This is a genomic window from Pseudomonas sp. G.S.17 (genome assembly GCF_038096165.1).
Lineage (GTDB): Bacteria > Pseudomonadota > Gammaproteobacteria > Pseudomonadales > Pseudomonadaceae > Aquipseudomonas.
Genome location: NZ_CP151076.1, coordinates 2,734,867 through 2,760,131, shown reverse-complemented (window position 1 = coordinate 2,760,131; position 25,265 = coordinate 2,734,867). Strand labels below are relative to the sequence as shown.

At 58.2% G+C, this 25,265-nt stretch carries 19 protein-coding genes and 1 pseudogene; 11 read left to right on the top strand and 9 right to left on the bottom strand.

Annotated features, from left to right (window positions below; translation table 11 throughout):
* Window positions 1-39 precede the first annotated feature (39 nt).
* From AABC73_RS12730 to AABC73_RS12720, 3 genes are all read right to left on the bottom strand, one after another.
* Entirely contained in the window at window positions 40-384 is a 345-nt protein-coding gene (locus AABC73_RS12730; protein WP_341523884.1) for a 2-oxoacid ferredoxin oxidoreductase, read from the bottom strand.
* Between the two features lie 82 nt (window positions 385-466).
* Complete coding sequence (locus AABC73_RS12725; protein ID WP_341523883.1) at window positions 467-910, bottom strand: hemerythrin domain-containing protein; 444 nt, start codon at window positions 908-910, stop codon at window positions 467-469.
* Between the two features lie 91 nt (window positions 911-1,001).
* Complete coding sequence (locus tag AABC73_RS12720; RefSeq protein ID WP_341523882.1) at window positions 1,002-1,142, bottom strand: hypothetical protein; 141 nt, start codon at window positions 1,140-1,142, stop codon at window positions 1,002-1,004.
* A 107-nt stretch (window positions 1,143-1,249) separates the two neighbouring features.
* Between AABC73_RS12720 and AABC73_RS12715 the strand changes: the two genes are divergently transcribed.
* From AABC73_RS12715 to AABC73_RS12700, 4 genes and pseudogenes are all read left to right on the top strand, one after another.
* The gene (locus tag AABC73_RS12715; RefSeq protein WP_341523881.1) at window positions 1,250-1,453 is read left to right on the top strand and encodes a hypothetical protein; all 204 of its coding nucleotides are present in this window, start codon (window positions 1,250-1,252) and stop codon (window positions 1,451-1,453) included.
* 128 nt (window positions 1,454-1,581) lie between these two features.
* Window positions 1,582-1,859 (top strand): annotated as a pseudogene (locus tag AABC73_RS12710) (type II toxin-antitoxin system RelE/ParE family toxin).
* An 8-nt stretch (window positions 1,860-1,867) separates the two neighbouring features.
* Window positions 1,868-2,173: a HigA family addiction module antitoxin gene (locus AABC73_RS12705; protein ID WP_341523880.1), complete on the top strand. Its 306-nt coding sequence runs from the start codon at window positions 1,868-1,870 to the stop codon at window positions 2,171-2,173.
* A 287-nt stretch (window positions 2,174-2,460) separates the two neighbouring features.
* Window positions 2,461-4,050 carry an ABC-F family ATPase gene (locus tag AABC73_RS12700; RefSeq protein WP_341523879.1) on the top strand — a complete coding sequence of 530 codons (1,590 nt, stop codon included), beginning with the start codon at window positions 2,461-2,463 and terminating at the stop codon, window positions 4,048-4,050.
* 84 nt (window positions 4,051-4,134) lie between these two features.
* Here the strand turns inward: AABC73_RS12700 and AABC73_RS12695 are convergent, their stop codons facing one another.
* On the bottom strand, window positions 4,135-5,304 hold the full coding sequence (locus AABC73_RS12695; RefSeq protein WP_341523878.1) for a lactonase family protein: 1,170 nt from the start codon (window positions 5,302-5,304) through the stop codon (window positions 4,135-4,137).
* Between the two features lie 130 nt (window positions 5,305-5,434).
* Between AABC73_RS12695 and AABC73_RS12690 the strand changes: the two genes are divergently transcribed.
* The 3 genes from AABC73_RS12690 (at window position 5,435) to AABC73_RS12680 (ending at window position 10,444) form a co-directional block, all read left to right on the top strand.
* A complete protein-coding gene (locus tag AABC73_RS12690) occupies window positions 5,435-6,634 on the top strand; it encodes an MFS transporter (protein ID WP_341523877.1) in 1,200 nt (399 codons plus the stop codon).
* Between the two features lie 125 nt (window positions 6,635-6,759).
* The gene (locus tag AABC73_RS12685) at window positions 6,760-7,518 is read left to right on the top strand and encodes an endonuclease/exonuclease/phosphatase family protein (protein ID WP_341523876.1); all 759 of its coding nucleotides are present in this window, start codon (window positions 6,760-6,762) and stop codon (window positions 7,516-7,518) included.
* A 205-nt stretch (window positions 7,519-7,723) separates the two neighbouring features.
* Window positions 7,724-10,444 carry an autotransporter outer membrane beta-barrel domain-containing protein gene (locus AABC73_RS12680; RefSeq protein WP_341523875.1) on the top strand — a complete coding sequence of 907 codons (2,721 nt, stop codon included), beginning with the start codon at window positions 7,724-7,726 and terminating at the stop codon, window positions 10,442-10,444.
* Window positions 10,445-10,499: 55 nt separating this feature from the next.
* Here AABC73_RS12680 and glgB read toward each other — a convergent pair whose 3' ends face one another.
* The 3 genes from glgB to AABC73_RS12665 are packed head-to-tail and all read right to left on the bottom strand — an operon-like array spanning window position 10,500 to window position 18,096.
* Window positions 10,500-12,725: a 1,4-alpha-glucan branching protein GlgB gene (gene glgB, locus AABC73_RS12675; RefSeq protein ID WP_341523874.1), complete on the bottom strand. Its 2,226-nt coding sequence runs from the start codon at window positions 12,723-12,725 to the stop codon at window positions 10,500-10,502.
* Window positions 12,722-16,048 carry a maltose alpha-D-glucosyltransferase gene (gene treS, locus AABC73_RS12670; protein WP_341523873.1) on the bottom strand — a complete coding sequence of 1,109 codons (3,327 nt, stop codon included), beginning with the start codon at window positions 16,046-16,048 and terminating at the stop codon, window positions 12,722-12,724. Before treS ends, glgB begins: the two co-directional genes overlap by 4 nt.
* A 17-nt stretch (window positions 16,049-16,065) precedes the next feature.
* Window positions 16,066-18,096 carry an alpha-1,4-glucan--maltose-1-phosphate maltosyltransferase gene (locus AABC73_RS12665; RefSeq protein WP_341523872.1) on the bottom strand — a complete coding sequence of 677 codons (2,031 nt, stop codon included), beginning with the start codon at window positions 18,094-18,096 and terminating at the stop codon, window positions 16,066-16,068.
* A 345-nt stretch (window positions 18,097-18,441) separates the two neighbouring features.
* Between AABC73_RS12665 and AABC73_RS12660 the strand changes: the two genes are divergently transcribed.
* The 4 genes from AABC73_RS12660 to mapR all read left to right on the top strand — a co-directional run bounded on the left by AABC73_RS12660 (window position 18,442) and on the right by mapR (window position 22,151).
* Window positions 18,442-18,618 (top strand): hypothetical protein, encoded by a 177-nt coding sequence (locus tag AABC73_RS12660; RefSeq protein ID WP_341523871.1) that lies wholly within the window; start codon window positions 18,442-18,444, stop codon window positions 18,616-18,618.
* Window positions 18,619-18,844: 226 nt separating this feature from the next.
* A complete protein-coding gene (locus tag AABC73_RS12655) occupies window positions 18,845-19,093 on the top strand; it encodes a DUF3203 family protein (protein ID WP_341523870.1) in 249 nt (82 codons plus the stop codon).
* Window positions 19,094-19,278: 185 nt separating this feature from the next.
* The gene (gene ccoG / locus AABC73_RS12650; protein WP_341523869.1) at window positions 19,279-20,688 is read left to right on the top strand and encodes a cytochrome c oxidase accessory protein CcoG; all 1,410 of its coding nucleotides are present in this window, start codon (window positions 19,279-19,281) and stop codon (window positions 20,686-20,688) included.
* A gap of 44 nt (window positions 20,689-20,732) precedes the next feature.
* A complete protein-coding gene (gene mapR, locus AABC73_RS12645) occupies window positions 20,733-22,151 on the top strand; it encodes a GntR family transcriptional regulator MpaR (RefSeq protein WP_341523868.1) in 1,419 nt (472 codons plus the stop codon).
* A gap of 3 nt (window positions 22,152-22,154) precedes the next feature.
* Here the strand turns inward: mapR and AABC73_RS12640 are convergent, their stop codons facing one another.
* Together AABC73_RS12640 and AABC73_RS12635 are read right to left on the bottom strand one after the other, a co-directional pair.
* Window positions 22,155-22,901, bottom strand: coding sequence for an SDR family oxidoreductase (locus AABC73_RS12640; protein WP_341523867.1), 747 nt, complete (start codon window positions 22,899-22,901; stop codon window positions 22,155-22,157).
* A 125-nt stretch (window positions 22,902-23,026) separates the two neighbouring features.
* Window positions 23,027-25,126 carry an EAL domain-containing protein gene (locus AABC73_RS12635; protein WP_341523866.1) on the bottom strand — a complete coding sequence of 700 codons (2,100 nt, stop codon included), beginning with the start codon at window positions 25,124-25,126 and terminating at the stop codon, window positions 23,027-23,029.
* Window positions 25,127-25,265 lie beyond the last annotated feature (139 nt).

The window sequence follows — 25,265 nt, the reverse complement described above, 5'->3', positions numbered from 1 at the left end:
TATCCCGGGCCATTTTTTTTGTACGTTGGATGCTGCGTCTTACAGGCAAGTCGCCAAGGCAGCCCCGCGTCGGTCAGCCGGCATGGTGTCTGGTGCGGCGTAGAAGTTGAGGACGGTCTTGCCGCTCTGCGGTTTCACATCGACAAAGTATTCGGCACCGGTTGTGTAGACGGTGAAGCCGTCAGCAGTGGAGCGCATGAACGCTTCAGGGTCCGGACCCACCATGGCGGCGTCCTGCCAGGCATATTCCACACATTGCGCAACAACGTTCGCCGCCTTCTGCGTGGTGTAAACCTTGTAAGGCCCGCCAGCGCGGGCCTGATTTGACGGTGAGGTACAGCCAACCAGCAGCACCGCCGCAACAGCCCCAATCAACAGCTTCATGACAATCCTTGAAGGCGAAAAAATCCGATTCTACACGTTCGCCGTCAGTGCATCGCCTGTCCGGCGAGCCTTGAACACGCTATCAGGCTTCAGCCAGTTGCTCTTCGTACTCTTTTACATACTGACCGGCCAACAATTCCTTCTGCTTTTCGTCCAGAAGCTTGCCCGCCATCTGAAAGAATTTCTGCTCTTCTTCCTTCAAATGGTGATGCACTTTCTCGGACAGTTTCTTGGCCGTGGCGAGCCAGCTCGGGCTGGACATCTCCGTTTCGTCCAGTTCTTCCATGAGCTCATCCATCGCATGATGCTCGGAAATCGCATGGCGACTCAGATCGACGCCATTGTCATGGGCCATCAGCGGGATATAAAAGAAGCGCTCTTCGGCGGTTTCATGCGCCTGCAGCTCAGCCTTGAGTTGTTTGTACGCATCCACACGTTCCTGATTGTCGCCACTGGTACGTACCAGATTTTCGGCATAACCGCGCTGGCGATCATGACTTTCACGCAAGGCTTCAAAAATATTCAACGGCGCTACTCCAGACTGGCTTCCCAAGGGTGGAAGCGATATGCACTAGACATCCACGCAAGATCAGCGTTCCACCCTCCGCCGCCACGAATCAGTAAACGCCAGGCGGAATTCCGTCTTTGTTGAAGTCCTTGAGCCGTTCTTTCTCCTCAGGTGTCGAGTGCGCCGGAGTGTTCTGTTTGGGCGCTTCTTTCGGAGATTCCTTGGGCGCTTCTTTCTTTTGCTCGCTCATCAGCGGATCCTCTTTTAATGGCAGGTATTCATGAGGCCGCAACGACTGGGTTCAGTTCCTTGCTATTGAATTGAACGTGGGGAACGAACGACAAGGATGTGCAAGTAATGATCGAGGCAATAGCTGAAGTCCTGGCACGTGTAGTGTGCTACCCCGTTGGCTGGCTTTTCATACGTCTGGTTACGTTGGGGAAATTCCCGTCCAAATGGGAATGGTTCGACGAAACGGTTGCTGCGCAATGGACACTCGGGATTGGCTGCGCGGTGCTGGTGGTCACGATGATGGTTGCGTTGCATCAGTTTGTGCTGTGAGTTCGCCGGTCCAGGCAAGAGGCTTTTGTCACAAGCTTGTGGCCGCGGATATTCTGATACGCCTGGCTGTTGAAAAATGGCCGGAACGCTATATACTCCGGCTTAACGCATAACGTTAAGCATTAACAATGATCCAAAGTTTTCGTTGTTCTCATTCCGAAACGCTTTTCACCACAGGCAAGACACGAAGGTGGAGCGCTATAAAAAACGTCGCTGAACGAAAACTTGTGATGCTCGATGCGGCAGTTGGACTGCAAGACCTGAAATCACCACCCGGCAATAGATTGGAAGAGCTTGATGGTGACCGAGAAGGACAGCACAGTATCCGCATCAATGCTCAGTTTCGTATCTGCTTCATATGGGGCAAAACGGACCGGAAAACGTTGAAATAGTTGACTATCACTGAGGTGAACCATGCATACGAACGGCATGCGGCCGATACATCCGGGAGAGATACTCAAAGAGGAATTCCTGGATCCTCTGGGAGTTACGCCAGCGGCACTGGCCCGAGCACTCCATGTCTCTGCCCCAACGGTTAATGACATTGTTCGCGAGCGGAGGAATGTGAGCGCAGACGTTGCTTTGCGTCTGGCACAAGCGCTGGGCACCACTGCGCAGTTTTGGCTGAACCTCCAGGCTTCCTATGATCTGCGCAAGGCAGAAATCGAAAGCGGTGAAGAGATCATCCGAGACGTACATCTACTGGAGTGCTGTGCCTGATCAACGCCTAAGCCCGGCTACACGCGACCAGTTATCCGACAGCAATCGGCCTGACGTACAGACCGCCATACAACTGCCACCCAGTCTGTGCGACAATGCGCGCCAAATTCGGCATGAATCCCGCATTCATTTGCAGCAATCCGACGCACGTGTCGCAGATTGCTGAATAGATATGGCCCAAAGAAAGGCCTCAGACTCGGGTCAAACGCCCTGAGCAAAGACGGAAACGGGTATCAAATCGGTATCGGCTGCATTCAGCCAACTCCAAGTCATTGAAGGTAAGGTAATTGATCTCCACAGCAAACATCACGATGCAGTTCGGCGCGAAGCCTTTGTTCGAGAACGTCTCGGTCAAGTTTGGTGCCGGTAACCGTTATGGCCTGATCGGCGCCAACGGCTGCGGTAAATCCACCTTCATGAAGATCCTCGGCGATGATCTGGAGCCTTCGGGTGGGCAGGTGATGCTGGAGCCGAACGTGCGTCTGGGTAAGTTGCGCCAGGACCAGTTCGCTTACGAAGAGTTTTCCGTGCTCGACACCGTGATCATGGGTCACGAAGAGCTGTGGAAGGTCAAGGCCGAGCGTGATCGCATCTATTCGCTGCCGGAAATGACCGAAGACGACGGCATGGCCGTTGCCGAGCTGGAAACCGAGTTCGCGGAAATGGACGGTTACACCGCCGAATCCCGTGCCGGTGAGCTGCTGTTGGGCTTGGGTATCGGCATCGAGCAGCACAGCGGGCCGATGAGCGAAGTATCGCCGGGCTGGAAACTGCGAGTGTTGCTGGCTCAAGCGTTGTTCTCCGATCCTGAAGTGCTGTTGCTCGATGAACCGACCAACCACTTGGACATCAACACGATTCGCTGGCTGGAAAACATCCTTACCCAGCGCAACAGCCTGATGATCATCATCTCTCACGATAGGCACTTCCTGAACAGTGTCTGCACGCACATGGCCGACCTGGATTACGGCGAGCTGCGTCTGTTCCCGGGCAACTACGACGAGTACATGACCGTGGCGACTCAGTCCCGCGAGCAGTTGCTGTCGGACAACGCCAAGAAGAAAGCGCAGATCAACGAACTGCAAGCGTTCGTCAGCCGCTTCTCGGCCAACGCCTCGAAATCCAAGCAGGCCAGTTCCCGCGCCAAGCAGATCGACAAGATTCACCTGGCCGAGGTCAAGCCTTCAAGCCGTGTCAGCCCGTTCATTCGTTTCGAGCAGACCAAAAAGCTGCACCGTCAGGCGGTCATCGTCGAGCGTATGGCTAAAGGCTTTGACGGCAAAGCGCTGTTCAAGGACTTCAGCTTTACCGTTGAAGCCGGCGAGCGTGTCGCGATCATCGGCCCGAACGGTATCGGTAAAACTACCCTGCTGCGCACGCTGGTCAACGAGCTGTCGCCGGACGCCGGTACGGTCAAATGGACCGATGCGGCCGAGCTGGGCTACTACGCTCAGGATCACGCTTCCGACTTCGAAGATGAATCCAACCTGTTCGACTGGATGGGTCGCTGGACTCAAGGCGGCGAGCAAGTCGTTCGCGGTACCCTGGGCCGCATGCTGTTCTCCAACGACGACATCCTGAAATCGGTCAAAGTGATTTCCGGTGGTGAGCAAGGTCGCATGCTGTTCGGCAAGCTGATCCTGCAAAAACCGAACGTGCTGATCATGGACGAACCGACCAACCACTTGGACATGGAATCCATCGAAGCGCTGAACCTGGCGCTGGAAAACTATCCGGGCACGCTGATTTTCGTCAGCCACGACCGTGAGTTCGTTTCCTCGCTGGCAACCCGCATTATCGAGCTGAGCCCAAGCGGCGTGGTCGACTTCAGCGGCACCTACGACGACTACCTGCGCAGCCAAGGCGTCGTGCTCTGATTTGATTTGATTTGATCTGATCAGAACGCTGACAAACAAAAGCCCCGTCCTGTGTGACGGGGCTTTTGCGTTCAGGCGCGGAGCTTATTCAGCGGATTGTTGCAGGACCTCGATCCACAAGGCGCCCTTGCCTGATGGCGCTTCGCTGACACGCTTCAATGCACCATCGCTGCCCACTGCATAAGCACCGACCGTGGCGGATTTCTCGCCAGTCACGAGCAGCCATTTGCCATTGGGTGAGAACGCGATGTTGCGCGGTTGCTTCTCCTCGACCGGGTAGTTATCGAGAAAGGTCAGCGCGCCAGTGCTGGCATCGACCGAAAATGCCGAGACCGAGCTGGTGGTACGTTCGGTCATCAGCAGCAGTTTGCCATCGGGAGACATACGCAGGTCTGCAGCCCAGATGCGTGGCGTCGGGTCGTCCTTCAAGTCATTGTTGCTGGCGTCGCGCACTTCCCCGTGGACCAGATTCAGGCGCGGCGGAATGCCATTTACCGAAGAAATCTGCGTCAACGCCCCACTCTGCGCGTCGATGGAGAACGCGGTGACCGTACCGCTCATTTCCCCAACAACGTAAACGAACTTGCCGTCTGCCGAGAACGCCAGATGTCTTGGGCCGGTCTTGGTCGGAACGCTGACATAGCCGTCGCCAATCGGCGTCAGTGTGCCGGCCTTGTCATCCAGGCGAAACTGCAAGACGTGGTCCGAACCCAGATTGCCCGCGTAGGCAAAGCGGTTGCTCGGGTCGGTACGTACCGAGTGCGCGTGGGGACCGGTCTTGATGGTCTGAATCGTGTCGCTGGGCTGATGATCCTTGTCGATGGCCTGCACGCTGAGCAGATCCCCGCCATAAGAGGCGCCCAACAGCAACTTCCCGGATCGGTCCGTCGACAGATAAGCCAGGCTTTCGGCCAACGGACCTTTGGAAATCTGGCTCAGATGCCCGGTCTTGGGATCGATACTGAAACCCACGACCTGATACGGTTTGACCCGCAGCGCAGCAAACAGCACTTTGCCATCCGGCGTGAGCGCCATGGGATTGACCTGACTTCCAGCCTGGGTCTGCTCGATCAAGTTGAGTGCACCGGTTTTTTCATCAAGACCGTATTGGGAAATGAAGCCGTCGCCGGGGCTGGAAATGTAGGCGAACGTCGCGCCGTGGGCCTGAAAACTAAGACCGCATGCCACCGCAGCAGCCAGAAGAAGGGGTTTACTCACGAGAGATCCTTTATTTTTATGTTTGTGGTCAGTCATCCTATGACTGCTTAGGAGCATCGGCAATATTTGTTTACAAATAAATAAACTACATCGTTAGCGTGCTTTCTTTTCCCGGAATCTAGAGCCATGATGTGCCACTCCCTAACGCTTGCCAGCGAACGAGCCCATGTCCTCCGCCTTCACGCCACCACCTCCAGTTGAAGTCAGTTCCATGACGATCACCTTGCAGATCGTCGCCATCGTGCTCTACACCTTTATCGCGTTCCTGTGCATCGGTTTGCCGATTGCTGTGATGCCCAGCTACGTGCACGACCAGTTGGGATTCAGCGCAGTCATCGCAGGTCTGACGATTGGTTCGCAATATTTGGCCACCCTGCTCAGCCGTCCACTGGCCGGCAGGGTCTGCGACACCATCGGCACCAAACTGGCGATTGTTTACGGCATGTCCGGAATTGCCATCAGCGGCGTGCTGACCTCGGTTGCGACGTTGCTGGAAAGCGCGCCGGTGGTGAGCCTGACGGTACTGATCATTGCGCGGCTGTTCATCGGCGTCTCCCAAGGCCTGATCGGCGTCGGCAGCATCAGTTGGTGTATTGGCAAGGTCGGGCCGGACCATACAGCCCGGGCGATTTCCTGGAACGGCATCGCTTCCTACGGGGCTATCGCCATCGGCGCGCCATTGGGTTATGTGATGACGCGCGATGTCGGCTTCTTCAGTATCGGCCTTGCCTTGACGGCGATGGCGATAGTGGCCTTGGTAATCATCCGCAAAAAACCCTCAATTCCCGTGATCAAGGGCGAACGCCTGCCGTTCTGGTCGGTGTTTGGACGCATCGCGCCGTATGGAGTCAGCCTGACGCTGGCGTCAATCGGCTATGGCACGATGACCACCTTCATCACGCTGTTCTATGTCAGCCGCGGATGGGAAGGCGCTGCTTATTGCCTGAGCGTCTTCGGGATTTGTTTCATTCTTGCCCGCTTGCTGTTCATCGGCACAATCAACCGTCTTGGCGGCTTCACCTCGGCCATCGTCTGCATGGGCGTTGAAACCCTGGGGTTGGTCCTGTTGTGGCTTTCCCCCAACACTGGTTTTGCCCTGGCAGGCGCCGGTTTGACTGGCCTTGGATTGTCTCTGGTTTACCCGGCGTTGGGCGTCGAAGCAATCAAGCAAGTGCCGATCTCCAGTCGCAGTGCCGGCTTGAGCGCCTACGCGGTGTTCTTCGATCTAGCCCTGGCGATTGCCGGACCGGTGATGGGCGCTATCGCTTTGGGAATGGGCTACGCCTCAATCTTTTTCTTCGCATCGCTGCTGTCGATTGGCGGCTTGATGCTTACTGTGATGCTGTCGCGCCGCCCGAGGATTTGAGGAAAAATCGGGGCCAAAAAAGATGAACTGCCAGCGTACGCATCAGTCCCATTTAGACATTTGCCGTACTTAGGAGCGTTCGTGTGCCCCCTGATCCTGCTGGTATAAAGGGTAATGCAGTGGACATGAGCAACAGCCCGGACGTCCACAAGCTGCGTGTCCTGACCGTCAATACCCACAAGGGATTCACCGCGTTCAATCGACGCTTCATTCTCCCGGAACTGCGCGAAGCCGTGCGCAGTACCGGCGCCGATCTGGTGTTCCTGCAAGAAGTGCTGGGTAGCCACGATGGTCACGCGTCACGCCATCATGACTGGCCCGTCACTTCCCACTACGAATTTCTGGCTGACAGCATGTGGAGCGATTTTGCCTACGGCCGCAATGCAGTTTATCCCGACGGTCATCACGGTAATGCCCTGCTCTCCAAGTACCCGATTCTGAGCCATCGCAACCTCGACATTTCCATCACAGGTCCCGAACGCCGTGGCCTGCTGCACTGCGTATTGCAGGTGCCGGGGAACGATGAAGTGCACGCGATCTGCGTGCATCTGAGCCTGCTGGAAAGTCATCGGCAATTGCAGCTGGACCTGCTGTGCAAACTGCTGGATTCGTTGCCCAGCCATGCACCGGTAATTATCGCCGGGGATTTCAACGATTGGCAGTTGCGGGGCAATGCCACGTTGGCGCGTTGTGATTATCTGCACGAAGCCTTCGAGCGCCATCACGGCTTGTTGGCCAAGACTTATCCCGCACGCTTCCCACTGTTGCGTCTGGATCGCGTGTATCTGCGCAATGCCAGCAGCCACTCACCAAAGATCCTCGGCAACCGGCCTTGGACACATCTGTCGGATCATCTGCCGCTCGCGGTAGAAGTTCACCTCTGAAGCACTGCAAAATCCGTGGCCCTGCGCCAACCATCCGTCGGTCATTTACTTGACGGGCAGGTGGATCACTTCTCTACTAAAGATGCAACTACCTATTACACATGGAAAAACGCAATGTCGCTGGTCTGACATGTCGTGCGTTTTAGCGTGGCCCGCAGGCACGATCTGACCGCCTCCCTGACTACGCTACTCAGGGAGAGACATCATGAACCACCCCCGTGGCAAATCTTGCCCATGGCGTTTGGCCGTCCTGCCCGTCGCAATCTTTGGCATGTGGTGCAATCCGGCGCGAGCGGCCTGTGATCTGACTACCACCCTCGCCCAACCCGTGCAGACGTGTGACAGCGGCAGCAGTGGCGCGCTAACCAAACCTTCCGGCAACAACACTTTGATTTTCCCTGCGGGCGGCACCGGCGCAGTTACCGGCAACGTCACCTTCGGCCCCGGCAACGATCACGTGCAGATGGATTCCGGCAAAATCACCGGCAACGTCATCCAGGGCGATGGTCTGGACAGCTTTGCGATGACTGCGGGCGCGATCTCGCTGGATGTCAGCCAGGGTTCGGGGCGCGATGATTTCGTCATGTCCGGTGGCACCCTGCGCTCGCTTGCACAGGGCGACGGGCTGGACACCTTCCTCATGACTGGCGGCACTATCAGTAATGCCTTCGAGGATGGGGATAGCGCGAAGATGACTGGCGGCACAATCGGCCGCGTCGACATGAAACTGGATGACAATCTTTTCGACATGTCCGGTGGCGCCATCATCGGCAATCTGGTCACCGGTTTTGGTAAGGACACCATCATCATTTCCGGCGGCACTGTCGGCGGCAACGTCAGTGTCAGCGGTGGCGACGACAGCGTTTCCATCAGTGGTGGCGAGGTACGTGGAGAGATACGCGCCAGCTTCGGCAACGACACGTTCAATTGGCGCGACGGCGGTCTGATCCGCGGTGCTGTTTTGATGGCCGACGGAAATGACACCGCAACCCTGACCCATCTCACGGAAACCTTCCTCGGTTCGAACCCCCTGCTAGACGGCGGAGCGGGCACCGACACCTTGACCTTCGACGCATCGACGACCGCTGTTCCCGGTCGCTATGCCAACTGGGAAACGGTCAACCTCAACAATGGCTCGCGTATGGACCTGGCCGGAGAAATGGTCCTCGGCGACGCAACCAGCGGCACTGGCATGTTCAATATCGACGGCACCAGTACCGTCACGTCTGCCGCCGGAACCTTGCGCCCCTTTACCGCCGGGCAACTGGCAACCCTGAACAACGCCGGAACCCTGGACATGACCACCGGCAGCAGCCAGGCAACCGACACCCTGACCGTGCGCGGCAACTACATCGGCAACAGCGGCAAGTTGTTGCTGCAATCGGTATTGGGCGACGACTCTTCAGCCAGCGACAAGCTGGTCGTGGCTCAGGGCGCGATCAGCGGGACTACGCAGATCAATGTCACCAATCTGGGTGGGCTGGGCGCTGTGACTCAGCAGAACGGCATTCAACTCGTGCAGGCCAGCGAGGGCGCAACCAGCACTAACAGTGCGTTCGCTCTGAGCAACTCATTGTCCGTCGGGGCGTATGAATATTATCTGTTCAAAGGCGGCGCGACAGCCGGTTCGGAAAACAGCTGGTTCCTGCGCTCGACCGTCTTGTCTCCACCCATCGCGGTGGCCACTACGCCTGTGCCACCTGTGGAACCTACCGTTCCGACTACCCCCGTAACACCCACCGAACCAACAACGCCACCGACTACGCCAGTCACGCCAACTGAACCAACAACGCCACCGACTACGCCTGTCACGCCCACCGAACCAACAACACCACCCACCACGCCCGTCACACCGACTACGCCCACCACACCTACCACGCCCGTGCCCGTGCAGCCGGCCGCGACTGTCCCGGTTGCCGCCATCGGCACCCCGCCGCTGCCGGCGCCAGTCCGGGGCGCGGCACCGATTACGCTGTATCGCATGGAAGTGCCCAATTACGCGGTAGCGACGCCAGCTGCCGCCATGTTGACGCAAATGTCGCTCGGGACTTTTCATGATCGCCAGGGCGAACAGAGCCTGCTCAGTGAATCCGGTTTCGTACCGGCGGGCTGGGCACGGGCGTTCGGCAATGACTTCAAGCGCAGTTGGTCCGGCACAGTGGATCCGAGCCTGGATGCATCACTCAAGGGTTATCAGGTCGGCCATGACCTGTACGCCTCGGAGACTGCCAGCGGCGGTTCCCAACGCACGGGCTTCTTCGTCGGCCACAGTCGCCTGGAAGGTCATGTCGACGGCTTTGCCGGTGGCTTCAGAGATAACCGCACTGGCAAACTCAAAATCGAGGGTGACAGCGTGGGCGTGTACTGGACACTGGTCGACCCGAAAGGCTGGTACGTCGATGCGGTGGCAATGGGCACGCGGCTCGATGGATACGCTCGCTCGGATCGGGCCGTGAGAATCGACACCAAAGGCCGCGCACTGAGTTTTTCCCTGGAGGCCGGTTATCCGATTCCGGTTTCAACCCACTGGGTCGTCGAACCCCAGGTGCAAGTGATCAACCAACACATCAACCTGGACAGCCAGAATGACGGGATTTCCCACATCTCGTTTGATTCCCAGGCCTACAGCACCGGCCGCGTCGGCGCGCGTCTGAAAGGTCGGTACATGGTCAGCGGCATGCCCGTTGAACCCTATGTGCGCAGCAATCTCTGGCACACCTTTGGCGGTTCGGACACGGTGACCTTTGATCACGTGGACAGGATCAAGACCCAGCACAAATCCACCACGGCAGACGTAGGAATCGGTCTGGTGGCCAAGGTATCCAAGGAAGTGAGTCTGTATGTCAGCGCCGATTACAGCGGCAACGTTGACGATGACAATCTGGAAGGCTTGATGGGCAATCTGGGGGTGAGAATCAGTTGGTAATGCGCGGGTAAAACCACAACGCGGCGCTCACCGGGAGCGCCGCGCTGCCTGTCGATTACTCAGCGTAAGGCTTGAGGATCAACACTGCCAGCGGAGGCAGGTTCAGTTCCAGCGAAGCCGGCATGCCATGGCTTTTGCTGTCTTGCGTCTGCACTGCGCCGCCATTGCCGAAGTTGGAACCGGCATAGGTTTGCGCGTCACTGTTGAGCAGCTCGCTCCACTTGCCGGCGAACGGTACGCCGACGCGATAGTTCACGCGCGGCACAGGCGTCAGGTTGGCGACCACCAGCAGCGGCTCGCCTTCCTTGCTCCAGCGCAACCAGGCGAAAACACTGTTGGCGGCATCGTCGCCGATCAACCACTGGAAGCCCATCGGCTCGGTATCGCGTTCGTGCAGCGCTTTCTCGTCGCGATAGATCCGGTTCAGATCGCTGACCAGCGTTTTCACGCCGATGTGCTCTGCGTATTGCAACAGATACCAGTCCAGCTGTTCGTCGTGGTTCCATTCGCGCCATTGGCCGAATTCGCAGCCCATGAACAGCAATTTCTTGCCAGGATGGGTCCACATGAACGTCAGATAAGCGCGCAGGTTGGCGAATTTCTGCCAGCGGTCGCCAGGCATTTTGTCGATCAGCGAATGCTTGCCGTGCACCACTTCATCGTGGGAAATCGGCAGGATGAATTTTTCCGACCAGGCATACATCAGCCCGAAGCTCAGCTCGCTATGGTGATGGGCGCGATGAATCGGATCCTGCTGCATGTAATGCAGGGTGTCGTGCATCCAGCCCATGTTCCATTTATAGGCAAAGCCCAAGCCACCCTGTTGCGTGGTCTGACTCACGCCCGGCCAGGCCGTGGACTCCTCGGCAATCACCAATGCGCCGGGCACTTCCAGATTGACCACGTCATTGAGGTGACGCAGGAAATCGATGGCTTCCAGATTTTCGCGGCCGCCAAAACGATTAGGCACCCACTCCCCGGCTTTACGCGAATAATCGCGATACAGCATCGATGCCACCGCGTCCACGCGCAGGCCGTCGACGTGGAAATGCTTGAGCCAGTGCAGCCCCGAGGCCAGCATGAAACCATGCACTTCGGTACGGCCCAGGTTGTAGATCAGCGTGTCCCAGTCCTGGTGAAAGCCTTCCTGGGGGTTGGCATATTCGTACAGCGCGGTGCCATCGAACTGCGCCAGGCCGTGGGTATCGGTCGGGAAATGCGCCGGCACCCAGTCAAGAATTACGCCAATTTCCGCCTCGTGACAGGCGTTGACGAAGGCGGCGAAGTCTTCCGGCGAGCCGTAGCGCGCAGTCGGGGCAAATTGCGCCAACAGTTGATAGCCCCACGAGCCGCCAAACGGGTGTTCCATGATCGGCATCAGCTCGATATGGGTGAAGCCCAATTCCTTGATATACGGGATCAGCCGCTCGCCCAGCTCATGCCAGTTGTATTGGCGCCACTCGCCTTCTTCGTTCTGCTCCTTCTGCCACGAACCCGCGTGCAGCTCGTAGATCGACAACGGCGCGTTAGCCGCATGACGCTCTGCACGGGAGGCCAGCCAGGCGTCATCTTTCCAGTCGAATTGCAAAGGCGCGGCGACTTTCGAGGCCGTATCCGGCGGCATGGTGGTCGCCAAAGCCATAGGATCGGCTTTTAGCGGCAGGATGCCATCGGCACCCAGAATCTCGTACTTGTAGACTTCGCCTGGCTTAAGGCGCGGCACAAACACTTCCCAAACGCCGGTCGGGTGACGCAAGCGCATGGTGTGACGACGGCCGTCCCAATTGTTGAAACCGCCGACCACCGAGACACGCCGCGCATTGGGCGCCCAGACCGAAAAGCGCACGCCATCAATGCCGTCGACATTCTTGACCTGCGCACCCAGGCAGCTGCTCAGGTCGCGATGGTTGCCTTCGGCAAACAGGTAAAGGTCCATTTCGCCCAGCAACGGGCCGAAGCTGTACGGGTCTTCGGTGATCTGCTCACCGCCGGCCCAGTTGATTTTCAGCAAGTACGGCTGAGCTTCGGTGAAATGCCCGACGAAAAACCCCGGCACTTCGCTCATTTGCAGTGGACCCAGCTCACGTTCGCCATCACGGGCCAACACGCTGACGCTCAAGGCATCCGGCAGGTAAGCCCGAATGAACTGGCCGTTGGCGCCATCGCCATGGGGGCCGAGTACAGAGAATGGGTCACGGTGTTCAGCACGGATCAACGCATCCATGTCCGCGGCTGCGGGCATCAACTGCGGAGCCGCGCCGGTTTTATCAGGCGCATTCATTGAGACTCTCCATCAGACAGGTTCAGCAGCCCAAGCAAGCCTTGCAACGGCACCGACAACCAGGTCGGGCGGTTTTCAGCTTCGTAGACCACTTCATAAGCAGTTTTTTCAAGGGTGAACAGCTCAAGTGCGGCACTTTCACCCTTGGCATCTTTCCAGGCATGCGCCAGTTTCGTGGTGGTCGAGCGATAGCCTTCGATGAACGCTTCACGGGCCTGGCTCAAATACGCCTCGGCGACACGACGGCGCGCGGCGCCAGCCTCCGGTGAGGTATCGACACTTTGCGCACTGCGCACGGCCATGGCCGCGGCATAATCAAAGGAACGCAGCACGCCGCTCACGTCTTTGTACGGGCTGTGCTTGGCGCGTCGTTCGTGCATCGGACGAGCAGGCTCGCCTTCGAAATCGATCAGATAGGCATCGCCCTTGACCACCAGGATCTGCCCAAGGTGCAAGTCGCCATGCACCCGGATACGCAAGCCGCCCACCGAACGCTTGGCCAGGGCCTGCACGTGGTTGAGGATTTGCTTGCGCTTGCCCAGCAGGTCGGTCACCAGTTTCTGATCAGCCGCCTCAAGGTGCGACTTCTGCTGCTCCAGGTACTGCAAGGCGCGCTCGATCTGCGCAGCGACGCTTTTACCCGAAGCCAGGCTTTCCTTGACCGTCGTCACTTCGGCAGTAAAGTCGGCATTGTCGGTTTTGGCCGCCAGCACCTGATGCATTTCGCCGAGGCGTTGCCCAAGGTTGCGGGAAAAATCAGCCAGCTCCAGCAAGGCGTTGTAATGCTGTTCCTGTCCGGAAACACCGTGCGCCATTTCATCGCGCACCGCACGTTCCAGATTGTTCTGCGTCCATTCCCACGCGTCGCCTTGATTGCTCAGATAACCCTGAGCGATCATCAGCAGGTTAGGTTCGCCATCATTGCCAACCCGCACCACCGAACCCAGCAACGGCGAAATGTGTTTGTAGCCCGCATTGGTCAGGTAAGCACCCATCTCCAGTTCCGGGTGAACCCCTGCCGTGACCTTACGGATCATTTTCAGCACCAGACCGCCGCCCACGACGACCGAACTATTGGACTGCTCGGCAGACAGGTAACGCACTTCCGATTCGCTGTTCAGCCCAAGCGGTTCTAGCAACGCGGTGCGCTCAAAGCGCAACTCACCTTCGCTGCTGTGCAGCACGGTTTCAGCCTGCATGCCTTGAATGACCGCACGGATGAAGGTTTCCAGGGTAAAGGCATCGGTGATCAAGCCGACCTGGCGTCCACGACGAACACGGGCCAGCGCCAGTTGCTGAGGCAATGCGCTGCTGATGTCATCCTCGGCCAACAAGCCGAACGGCAACTGATAGCGGCCTTGATGATCGCCTGCGGTGACTTCGATTTCGCTGAGCAGAACCGGGTGCGATGCATCGCCAAAACGCACTGCATAGGCGATGTGAACCTTGTCGATCGCCTTGTCCTTGGCCGCAAACCAGCGACGTTTAGGCAAGTAGACGGCCAGCGAGTTGTTTTCCATCGTGCTGCGCAACGGTTCGTCGAGCAGCTCTTCGAGTCGTTTTTTCAGAACCATGGTCGGAAAGTCCGGGATGCTCTGCGCGGGCTCTACGTGCCAGCTTGGCATCTGGTTCTCCGATGCCAACAAAAACCAGTAAAAACCATAGGGCGGCAAAGTCAGTAGATAGTTGAGCTGGCCAATAGGCGGAAACGCACTGCCACCCAACATCTCGACCGGCACCGTGCCTGCATAATTGGACAACTCCAACTCTGCGGCTTGCGACGCACTGGAAACGTTAGCCACGCACAGGATGATTTCGGTTTTACCATCCGGTCCGGTGTATTCGCGGATGTACGCCAGAATCCGCCGATTACTCGGCGACAGCATTTTCAAGGTGCCGCGACCAAAGGCCTTTTGCTGCTTGCGCACAGCCAGCATGCGCCGATTCCAGTTCAGAAGGGAATGCTTGTCATTGTTCTGGGTTTCGACGTTGACCGACAGGTAACCGTACAACGGGTCCATGATCGGCGGCAGCACCAGGCTTGCCGGATCGGCCCGCGAGAAGCCGCCGTTGCGGTCGATGGACCACTGCATCGGCGTGCGTACACCGTCGCGATCGCCCAGATAAATGTTGTCACCCATGCCGATTTCATCGCCGTAATACAAGGTCGGCGTGCCAGGCATCGACAACAGCATGCTGTTGAGCAATTCGACGCGGCGACGGTCGCGCTCGACCAGCGGCGCCAGACGCCGACGAATACCCAGGTTGATCCGTGCGCGGCGGTCAGCGGCGTAGTAATTCCACAGGTAATCGCGCTCACGATCAGTGACCATTTCCAGGGTCAGTTCATCGTGGTTGCGCAGGAAGATCGCCCACTGACAGTTGGCCGGGATTTCCGGGGTCTGACGCAGGATATCGGTAATCGGAAAGCGGTCTTCCTGAGCCAGCGCCATGTACATGCGCGGCATCAGCGGGAAGTGGAAGGCCATATGGCATTCATCGCCATCCTTGCCTTTGGTATCGCCAAAATACAGCTGGGTGTCTTCGGGCCATTGATTGGCCTCGGCCAGCAACATCCGGTCCGGGTAATTGGCGTCGATTTCGGCGCGGATCTTTTTCAGTACCGTGTGCGTTTCAGGCAGGTTTTCGTTATTGGTGCCGTCACGTTCGATCAGGTACGGAATTGCATCAAGACGCAGGCCATCAATGCCCATGTCCAGCCAATAGCGCATGACTTCCAGCACCGCTTCCATGACCGCCGGATTGTCGAAGTTCAGGTCTGGCTGGTGGGAATAGAAACGGTGCCAGAAATACTGCCCCGCCACCGGATCCCAGGTCCAGTTGGACTTCTCGGTATCAAGAAAGATGATGCGCGTGCCGTCGTACTTCTGGTCGCTGTCGGACCACACGTAAAAGTCCCGCGCCTTGGAGCCCGGCTTGGCGGCACGGGCCTTCTGGAACCACGGATGCTGGTCGGAAGTGTGGTTGATGACCAACTCAGTGATCACGCGCAACCCACGCTTGTGGGCCTCGGCGATAAACTTTTTGGCGTCGGCCATGGTGCCGTAATCGCTGTGCACACCCCGATAATCGGCAATGTCGTAGCCATCGTCGCGGCGCGGCGACGGATAGAACGGCAACAGCCAGATGGTGTTGACCCCAAGCTCGGCAATGTAATCAAGCTTGGCGATCAGGCCGGGAAAGTCACCAATCCCGTCGTCGTTCGAATCGAAAAAAGACTTCACGTGAACCTGGTAGATCACTGCGTCCTTGTACCAGAGCGGGTCATTGATAAACGCCGCGCTCTTGGGCTTCTTCGCCATAAATGTGTCCCTGCTGCTTAATTCGTGGACTGGATACGCCAGATGCCGAAAGGCTGGTAGGCCGGGTCAAGACGCGTGAACTGGGTTTTGCCGTACCAGGTCCAGCGATGCCCGGTCATCAAATCTTCGCCGGAGGTCGCGGCATCGTCGGGCAGGCCCATTTCCCACAGCGGCAGCTCAAATTGCCCTTCTTGAACATTGAACGGATCCAGGTTGATGGCAACCAGAATGAAATTGCTGCCATCGGCGCTGCGCTTGCCGAAGTACAAAATATTGTCGTTCCAGACGTTATAAATCTTCAGGCCCAAATGGGTCTGCAACGCCGAATTCTGGCGCCGGATACGATTCAATTGAGCGATTTCAGGAATGATATTGCCCGCAGCCGTGAAGTCTCGCGGACGCAGCTGGTATTTCTCCGAATCCAGATACTCTTCCTTGCCCGGAACCGGCGCGGCTTCGCACAGCTCGAAACCGGAATACATGCCCCACAAGCCGGAGCCCATGGTCGCCAGCGCCGCCCTGATCAGAAAGCCGGCACGTCCCGATTGCTGCAGGAACGGCGGGTTGATGTCCGGCGTATTGACGAAGAAGTTTGGACGATAGCATTCGCGCCACGGCGACTCGTTGAGCTCGGTCAGGTACTCGGTCAATTCAGCCTTGGTGTTTCGCCAGGTGAAATAGGTGTAGCTCTGGGAATAACCAACTTTGCCCAGACGGGCCATCATGCCCGGCTTGGTGAACGCTTCGGCGACGAACATGACTTCCGGATACTGACTGCGAATATCGGCAATCATCCATTGCCAGAAAGGCAGCGGCTTGGTGTGCGGATTGTCCACACGGAAGATCTTCACCCCTTCCTTGACCCAGCCCAGAACCACGTCGCGCAGCTCCAGCCACAGGCCGGGAATCGCGTCAGGCGCATAGAAATCGACGTTGACGATGTCCTGATATTTTTTCGGCGGATTTTCCGCATAACGGATCGTGCCGTCCGGACGCCAGGTGAACCAGCCCGGATGTTGCTTGAGCCATGGGTGATCCTGGGAACACTGGATCGCGAAATCCAGCGCGATTTCCAGGCCATGTTCGGCAGCAGCGGCAACCAGATTGCGGAAATCTTCACGAGTACCCAGCTGTGGGTGAATGGCGTCGTGACCACCCTCCTCGCTACCAATTGCGTACGGGCTGCCCGGATCATCCGGACCTGCGGTCAACGAGTTGTTCGGACCTTTACGGTGCGCGCGACCAATCGGGTGGATTGGCGGGAAGTACAGCACGTCAAAGCCCATGTCGCGGATGGTCGGCAACCGCGAGTGAACATCGTCGAACGTGCCATGACGCTCGGGATTGTCGGTGATCGAGCGCGGAAACAGTTCGTACCAACTGGCGAACTGTGCCAGCTCACGCTCCACATCCAGCGGAAACTCGACGCTGCGACTCAGGAATGTCTGGTTATCCGCCTGGTTCATCAGCGCTGCGGTTTCACTGTGCAGCAGCAACGCGACCTTTTCCTCGGCTTCGGCCTTTTCCAGCTCGCCCAGTGCAGCATGAAGCTGCTGTTGCAGCTCGCCCTTGGAGCGTTCAGCAGCGTGTTCCAACTGAATTTTGCCTTCAATCAACTCAAGTTCGATGGAAACGCCTGCGCTGAATTTCTTCTCCAGCTCATAGCGATAGCTGGCGAACTGGTCGATCCACGCTTCCAGGCGAAACACGTAGCGGTTGACGGAGGTCGGGGTGAACTCACCGACCCAGCTGTCATTGACCAGCTCGCGCATCGGCGCGGTGTGCCAATGCTCTTCGTCGGCGGCGCGCCAACGAATCTTGACCGCCAGTTTATCGTGCCCGTCAGCGAATACCTTGCTGGTGACCGGGACTGGCTGACCAACGATTGCCTTGGCGGCAAACAGCCCGCCGTCGATCACCGGCGTCGTGCTTTCGATCACGATGCGCGGCAATTGCAAGGCTTGGGTCAAGGTAATCGGTCGAGCCGGGTGTTGGGTATCGGTGGCCAGGGAATCGGGGCCAAATGGCTGATCGGCAGTCACATTCATCGAGCATCACTCCTCACGCCCCAGGGACGCTCCTGTGCGAATCCATGCAATAGAGGTTGCGGACAGCCCGAAACGGGCTGCTGGACAAAAATTTGGCAACCGGAGCAATTCATACTGGCTCGTGTGATCCGGTCGCCTAGTTTCCGAGCGGTGCGGCGGGTTAAAAGTTCAAAGAGCTTTCAAGCGGACCGAGCACTGGCGCTTGTCAGCGTAGACACAACTGGAGACGAACGTGGAGTCATCGGCAACAGCACGTTGTCGAAACTCTCGAGCCTGACAAGACCGCCTGCTCGGCCGGTCCTGCACGCCACACTCCACAGCGCATCCCACAGGAAGGTGAAGCCAATGAGCATTCCGATCCCGCCAGAAACGCCCGATCCGATGATTGATGATCCTGCACTGCCGGTACCCAAGCCCGATGAAGATCCGCCGCCCACCATGCCGCCGGTAATCCCGACGCCCGTGGGCGACCCGCCAGCAGAAGAGCCGCCGGCGATTCTGGGCGACGATTTTGCGGAATAAAAAAACGACAACCTGACGGCATCTGACCGATGAGGACCTCGTGGGACCGGATTTATCCGGGAAGCGGCTGGCTCATTCGCGGCATTTCGTCGTCAGTGCGAGTCCAATACTCGAATCTTACTCCAATCGACATCGACCTTAGCCCGGAGTGCTGGCATACCGCTCAGAACGTTGCCCTCGGCAAATGGTCGTAAATCTAGTAGGCCTCATTTGAAAGGAGTTCACCATGCCACTGGAATTTGATGACACCAACGAAAGTTGTACCGCAACAATCGAAACAGATAAGTACACCAGCAAAGTGGTCGACATAGCCATCACCACCAACGACGCGACCCACATGTCGGAAGCCGAGATCGGCGGTATCAAGGTACCCATCACCGAAAAGGAAGCCGATGCGCTGACCGTCCGAAATGCCAGGGATTTACGCCACCACACGGTGGATCGCGACACTGAAAACCCACTGACAGTCAATTGATCCAGCACAGCTTGGCAGTCGGCGGATTGACTCAGATCACGCTGACTGTCGCTTAGCTTCCATTACCGCAAACATTACTCAAAACACCATCTGATATGGTTTTTTATCGTAGAGCTGCATCTGTTTTAGTTACAGAGCGGCGCCCATAGTCTCGTCACCTGATTAGCGGTAGATGAGCACCTGGCATGAGCGAGAGAATCCCCGTACAGATCATTGAGCCCGGCCAACCGGTTCGTACCGGGCCCCGGCCAACATCCGGCAGCCTGATCCACACCCGCAGCTTTACCGGCCTGTTCCGCTCCCTGCGCCTGAGTGGCACGGGGCTGCTTTTCCTGCTGTTCTTCGGCACGGTCTGGCTGCAATGGGGTAATCGCCAGGCGGTCTTGTGGGATCTGGCCGAGAGCAAGTTTCATATCTTCGGCGCCACCTTCTGGCCGCAGGATTTCATCCTGCTGTCGGCGTTGCTGATCATTTGTGCATTCGGCCTGTTTGCGATCACGGTGTTTGCCGGGCGGGTCTGGTGTGGTTACACCTGTCCACAGAGTTCCTGGACGTGGATCTTCATGTGGTGCGAAAAACTGACCGAGGGCGAACGTCACCAGCGGATCAAGCTTGAGGCCGCACCCTGGAGTATCGACAAGCTGCTGCGCCGCTCGGCCAAACACACGTTATGGCTGCTGATCAGCGTGCTGACCGGTCTGACCTTCGTCGGCTATTTCACGCCGATCCGCCCGCTGGCCGAAGAGTTGCTGACCCTGGAGATGGGCGGCGTCAGCCTGTTCTGGGTGGTGTTTTTTGCGGCGGCCACCTATATCAATGCCGGCTGGCTGCGTGAAGCGGTGTGTCTGCATATGTGTCCGTACGCACGCTTCCAGAGCGTGATGTTCGACCAGGACACCTTGACCGTTGCCTATGACGCGACGCGCGGCGAACAGCGTGGACCGCGCAAGCGCGAAGCCGATCCGGCGACATTGGGGCTGGGCGACTGCATCGACTGTCAGGTCTGCGTTCAGGTCTGTCCTACTGGCATCGATATCCGCGACGGCCTGCAAATGGAGTGCATCGGCTGCGCCGCGTGCATCGACGCCTGCGATTCGATCATGGACAAAATGGGCTACGAACGCGGCCTGGTGCGTTACGCCTCCGAACGAGTGCTGCAAGGCGGCACCACTCGACTGTTGCGCCCGCGTCTGCTGGGTTACTGCGCGGTGCTGCTGCTGATGATCGGCGCCCTGGTGCTGGCGTTGGTTGAACGGCCCATGGTGTCCCTGGACGTCAGCAAGGATCGCGGCCTGTTTCGGGAAAACAGCCAAGGCCAGATCGAGAATATCTACAGCCTGAAAATCATCAACAAGACCCAGCAAACCCAGCAATACCGGCTGACCCTCGCTGACAGTCCGGGCTTCGAACTGCATGGCAGGACCGACCTGAGCCTGGCCGCCGGGGAAATCATCGACTTGCCGGTGTCGGTGGCCATGCTGGCTGAACGACCCAGCAGCAGCTCCCAGACCATTGCCTTCGAGGTGATCGATCAGGATCAGCCTGAAATCCGCAGCCGGGCGGCCAGTCGCTTCGTTGCACCTCTGAACCGTTGATCGAGTAGCGTATGCTTTGCACGCCTTCCAGCCCGCGAGACACCATGAAGCGTTACGAGAAGTACGCCGACGATATTGCCGAGTTGATTCGCAGCGGCGTCCTCGGGCCCGGTGCGCGGGTGCCGTCAGTGCGTTATGCCAGCCAAGCCCATGGCATCAGCCCCTCGACGGTGTTCCAGGCCTATTACCTGCTGGAGCGCCGTGGCCTGATTCGCGCCCGGCCGCGCTCGGGTTATTTCGTCAACCCCAGCGTTCTCGTGCAGCCGGCGCAGACGCCCAGGGAGCCGCAGGTCAGTGAGTCCACGGAGGTGGATGTCAGCGAACTGGTGTTCTCGGTACTGGATTCCATCAAGGACCCGAACACCGTACCGTTCGGCTCGGCGTTCCCCAGCCCGCTGCTGTTTCCGCTGCAACGCCTGTCCCGCTCCCTGGCCAGTGCCAGTCGGGATATGGACCCACGCATGGTCGTCACCGACATGTCGCCGGGGCATCCGCAATTGCGTCGGCAAATCGCCCTTCGTTACATGACTAGCGGCCTGATGCTGCCCATGGAAGAGCTGCTGATCACCAACGGCGCGCTGGAAGCGCTGAATCTGTGTCTGCAAGCCGTCACCGAGCCGGGCGATCTGGTGGCAATCGAAGCGCCAGCGTTCTACGCCTGCCTGCAAGTGCTGGAACGCTTGAAGCTCAAGGCAGTGGAGATTCCGGTGCACACCCATGATGGCATCGACCTGGGCATTCTGGCGCAAACTCTTGAACGCTATCCGGTCAAGGCCGTCTGGTGCATGACCAGTTTCCAGAATCCCAGCGGCGCCTTGATGCCGGAGGCGCGCAAACGCGAACTGGTCGAGCTGCTGCGTGAACATCAAGTGCCGCTGATTGAAGACGACGTGTACGCCGAGCTGTATTACGGGCCGCATGCGCCGAAACCGGCCAAGGCGTTTGATACCGACGGGCTTGTGATGCATTGCGGATCGTTCGCCAAGAGCCTCGCCCCCGGCTACAGAATCGGCTGGGTGGCGGCGGGACGCTATGCGCAGAAAATCGAAAGGCTCAAATTGATGACATCGCTGTGCGCTTCGATGCCGGCGCAGGCGGCGATTGCCGATTATCTCGAACACGGCGGCTACGACCGTCATCTGCGCAAGCTGCGTTACGCCCTGGAAGATCAGCAACGCGCCATGCTCGCAGCCATCGGCCGCTATTTCCCCGCGCAAACCCGGGTCAGCCAGCCGGTTGGCGGTTATTTTCTCTGGCTGGAGTTGCCCGATTCAGTAGATTCGCTGCAAGTTTTCAAGGTTGCGCTGGCCCAAGGCATCAGCATCGCACCCGGACCGATATTTTCGCCGACCCAACGCTTCGCGAACTGCATCCGCCTGAACTATGGCAGCCCCTGGAACGATGCGGCGGAAAAAGCCATGGAAACCCTGGGCCGGATCGTCCGTTCGATGCTCGGCAACTGATTCTTATCGTCCACCCGCCAGATCAATGAAGGTTCCGGTGGCATACGAGGCTTTTTCCGACAGCAGCCAGACAATCGCCTCGGCGACCTCTTCAGCGGCACCGCCACGGCCCATGGGGATACCCGGTTCCAGCTTGCTGACCCGAAACGGATCGCCGCTCAGGGCGTGAAAATCGGTGAAGATATAACCCGGCCGGACGGCATTGACACGAATCCCCTCACCCGCTACTTCCTTGGACAAACCGGTGGTGAAGGTGTCCAGTGCGCCCTTGGACGCCGCGTAATCTACGTACTCACCTGCTGATCCCAGACGAGACGCCGCCGAAGAGACATTGACGATGCTGCCGCCTTTGCCGCCATGGCGCGGCGACATGCGCAGCAAGGCATGTTTGCTGCACAGCATTGGCCCGACCACGTTGCTCATCATCATTTTCAGCAAGCGAAACTCGGACATCTCTTCGACGCGAGACGCATGGGCAACGGTTGCGGCATTGTTGACCAGATGCGTGACGCGCCCCAGATCAGCATCGATACGACTGAACAGACGGATGATTTCGTCTTCATTGCTGACATCGGCCTGAATCGTGATTGCCTGCGCGCCCAACTCCCGGACCTGGCCGCAGACCCGTTCGGCAGCCGTGTGATCGGACAGGTAGTTGATGCAGATTTGGTAACCCTGAGCGGCGGCAAGCAAGGCTGTGGCGGCTCCGATACCCCGTGAACCTCCAGTGATGAGCAGAATTTTGTCCATTATCTTCTCGTGACGTGTTCCAGGAACCGATTGTGAGTGCCTGCTGCCCCGACAAACCCGGCAGGGAGGCGGCAAACCATGATCCTGCCAGCGATCAACGATAAACGCCACTACCAACAACGCACTTACTTCTCAGTTTGGACCGTCTGAAACTTGCGCGCCTCGGCGGCGTGGATATCAGCGATGAATTGCGCAGCGGGCAGCGGATGTCCCAGCAAAAAGCCTTGCAAGGAATCGCAGCCCAGCCGGGTCAGGAAGTTCTGCTGCTGATCGGTCTCGACGCCTTCCGCCACGATACGCAGGTTCAGCGCCTGACCAAGGGCGACAATGGCCGAGACGATGGCCGCGTCATCGCTGTCATGCTCCAGGTCGCGGACAAAACCACGGTCGATTTTAAGCTCGTTGGCAGGCAGCCGCTTGAGGTACATCAGGCTTGAGTAGCCGGTACCAAAATCGTCGATGGACAAGTCGACGCCCATGTCCGACAGCTGCTGCAACACCGTCATACTGACGTCGGCGTCGTTCATGGCGGTAGTTTCAGTGATTTCCAGGGTCAGGCTGTTAGCGGGTAGTTGATGACGGTGCAAGGCCTGAGCAACGATATCCACCAGATTGGCATGGCAGAACTGCAGCGCAGACAGGTTGACCGCCACGCGCCAATGGCTGTAGCCCATCTCAAACCACACGCGCATCTGCCGACAGGCTTCATTCAGCACCCATTCGCCAATGGGAATGATCAAGCCGGTCTTTTCCGCGAGACTGATGAATTTGTCCGGCAACAGAATGCCCTTTTGCGGATGCACCCAGCGCAACAACGCTTCGGCACCAATTGGCAGGCCACTGATGGCGTCGAATTTCGGCTGGTAATACAGGCAAAAATCATTCTGTTTGAGGCCAGAGCGTAAATCCTGCAACAAATCAAGCTGAATGCGCGCATTGGAGTTCATGGTGGCATCGAAGAATGTATAGCCGTTCTTGCCCGTAGCCTTGGCGTGGTACATCGCCGCATCGGCGTTCATCAGCAATTCCTGCTGCGTGTTGCCACTTCCCGGATAGAGGGCGATCCCGATGCTGACCGAAATCTGCAAGGCTTGCTCCGCGACTCGAAACGGCTGAGCAATGACATTCACTTGGCGCGCCGCGATCCTGGGCGCGTCTTCAACGTCATTCAGTTCGACCAGCAGCACAAACTCATCGCCACCAATTCGCGCCAGCGTGTCGTGGCGATGCAGATTGGACCGCAGACGCAAACCCACTTCACGCAACAACTGGTCGCCCACATGATGGCCGAATGCATCGTTGACCGGCTTGAAGCCGTCTAGATCCATGAACATCAGCGCAAAATGCCCGCCGTTGGCGTCCACCTTGCGCATCGCCAATTCAATTTTGTCGGCCAACAATACGCGATTGGGCAATCCGGTCAGGGTATCGTGCAGCGCCAGGTGCGTCAGTTCGCGATTGGCTTCGGTTAGCGACTGGGACAACGCCGCCGTGCGCGCTTCCAGATGCGCATCCAGAACCAGCACCACCAGCGTGATGGTAAGCACCGCCAGGACTGTGACCAGCACCAACGAGTCCAGGCCATCCGCGCGGATTCCCGTGGCCAGTGCGCCGCAGACACTGGCGTCGACAAAGCCTGCCGCCGCCATGGCGATGTAATGCATACCGACGATAGCCCCGCCCATCACCACTGCCGCGCCAAAGCGCACGCAGCGCACATAAGTCACCTGTTGACGCAAACGCAATGCCATCCAGAGCGCTACGGCGGATGCCGCTACGGCGACCAGCAGCGACATCAGCACCGTTTCCACGTCATAACTGATGCCCGGTTGCATGCGTAGCGCCGCCATGCCGGTGTAATGCATTGCACTGATTCCGGCGCCCATGAACAACGCCCCGAGCCCCAACAACAGCCGAGGCAAAGCAGGCTGACTCACCAGCCAGAGGGCGAAACCGGAAGAGACAATCGCGATTAGCAGCGACAGCAGGGTGATCGGCAAGTCGAACGCCAGATCAATGGGCAGATCGAAGGCCAGCATGCCGATGAAATGCATGGCCCAGATGCCGACACCCATGGAAAACGCGCCACCGCCGATCCACGCCAACAACGCAGGACCTTTGGACGTCGCGATGCGCCCGGCAAGATCCAGCGCCGTGTAGGACGCCAGGATGGCAACAAAGATTGAAACCAGAACTAACGAAGGCGTGTATTGACCAATCAACATAAGCGGCTCGCGGCGTAGAACAACGAGCTAATCCATGCCCAGTCAGAGCCGCGGGATTCTACGCATTTTCCGCCAAATGTCGCGGTCCGTCGTCGCAAATATGGCGCATAGCCATTAATTATTTCGAGCGTATCGGGTA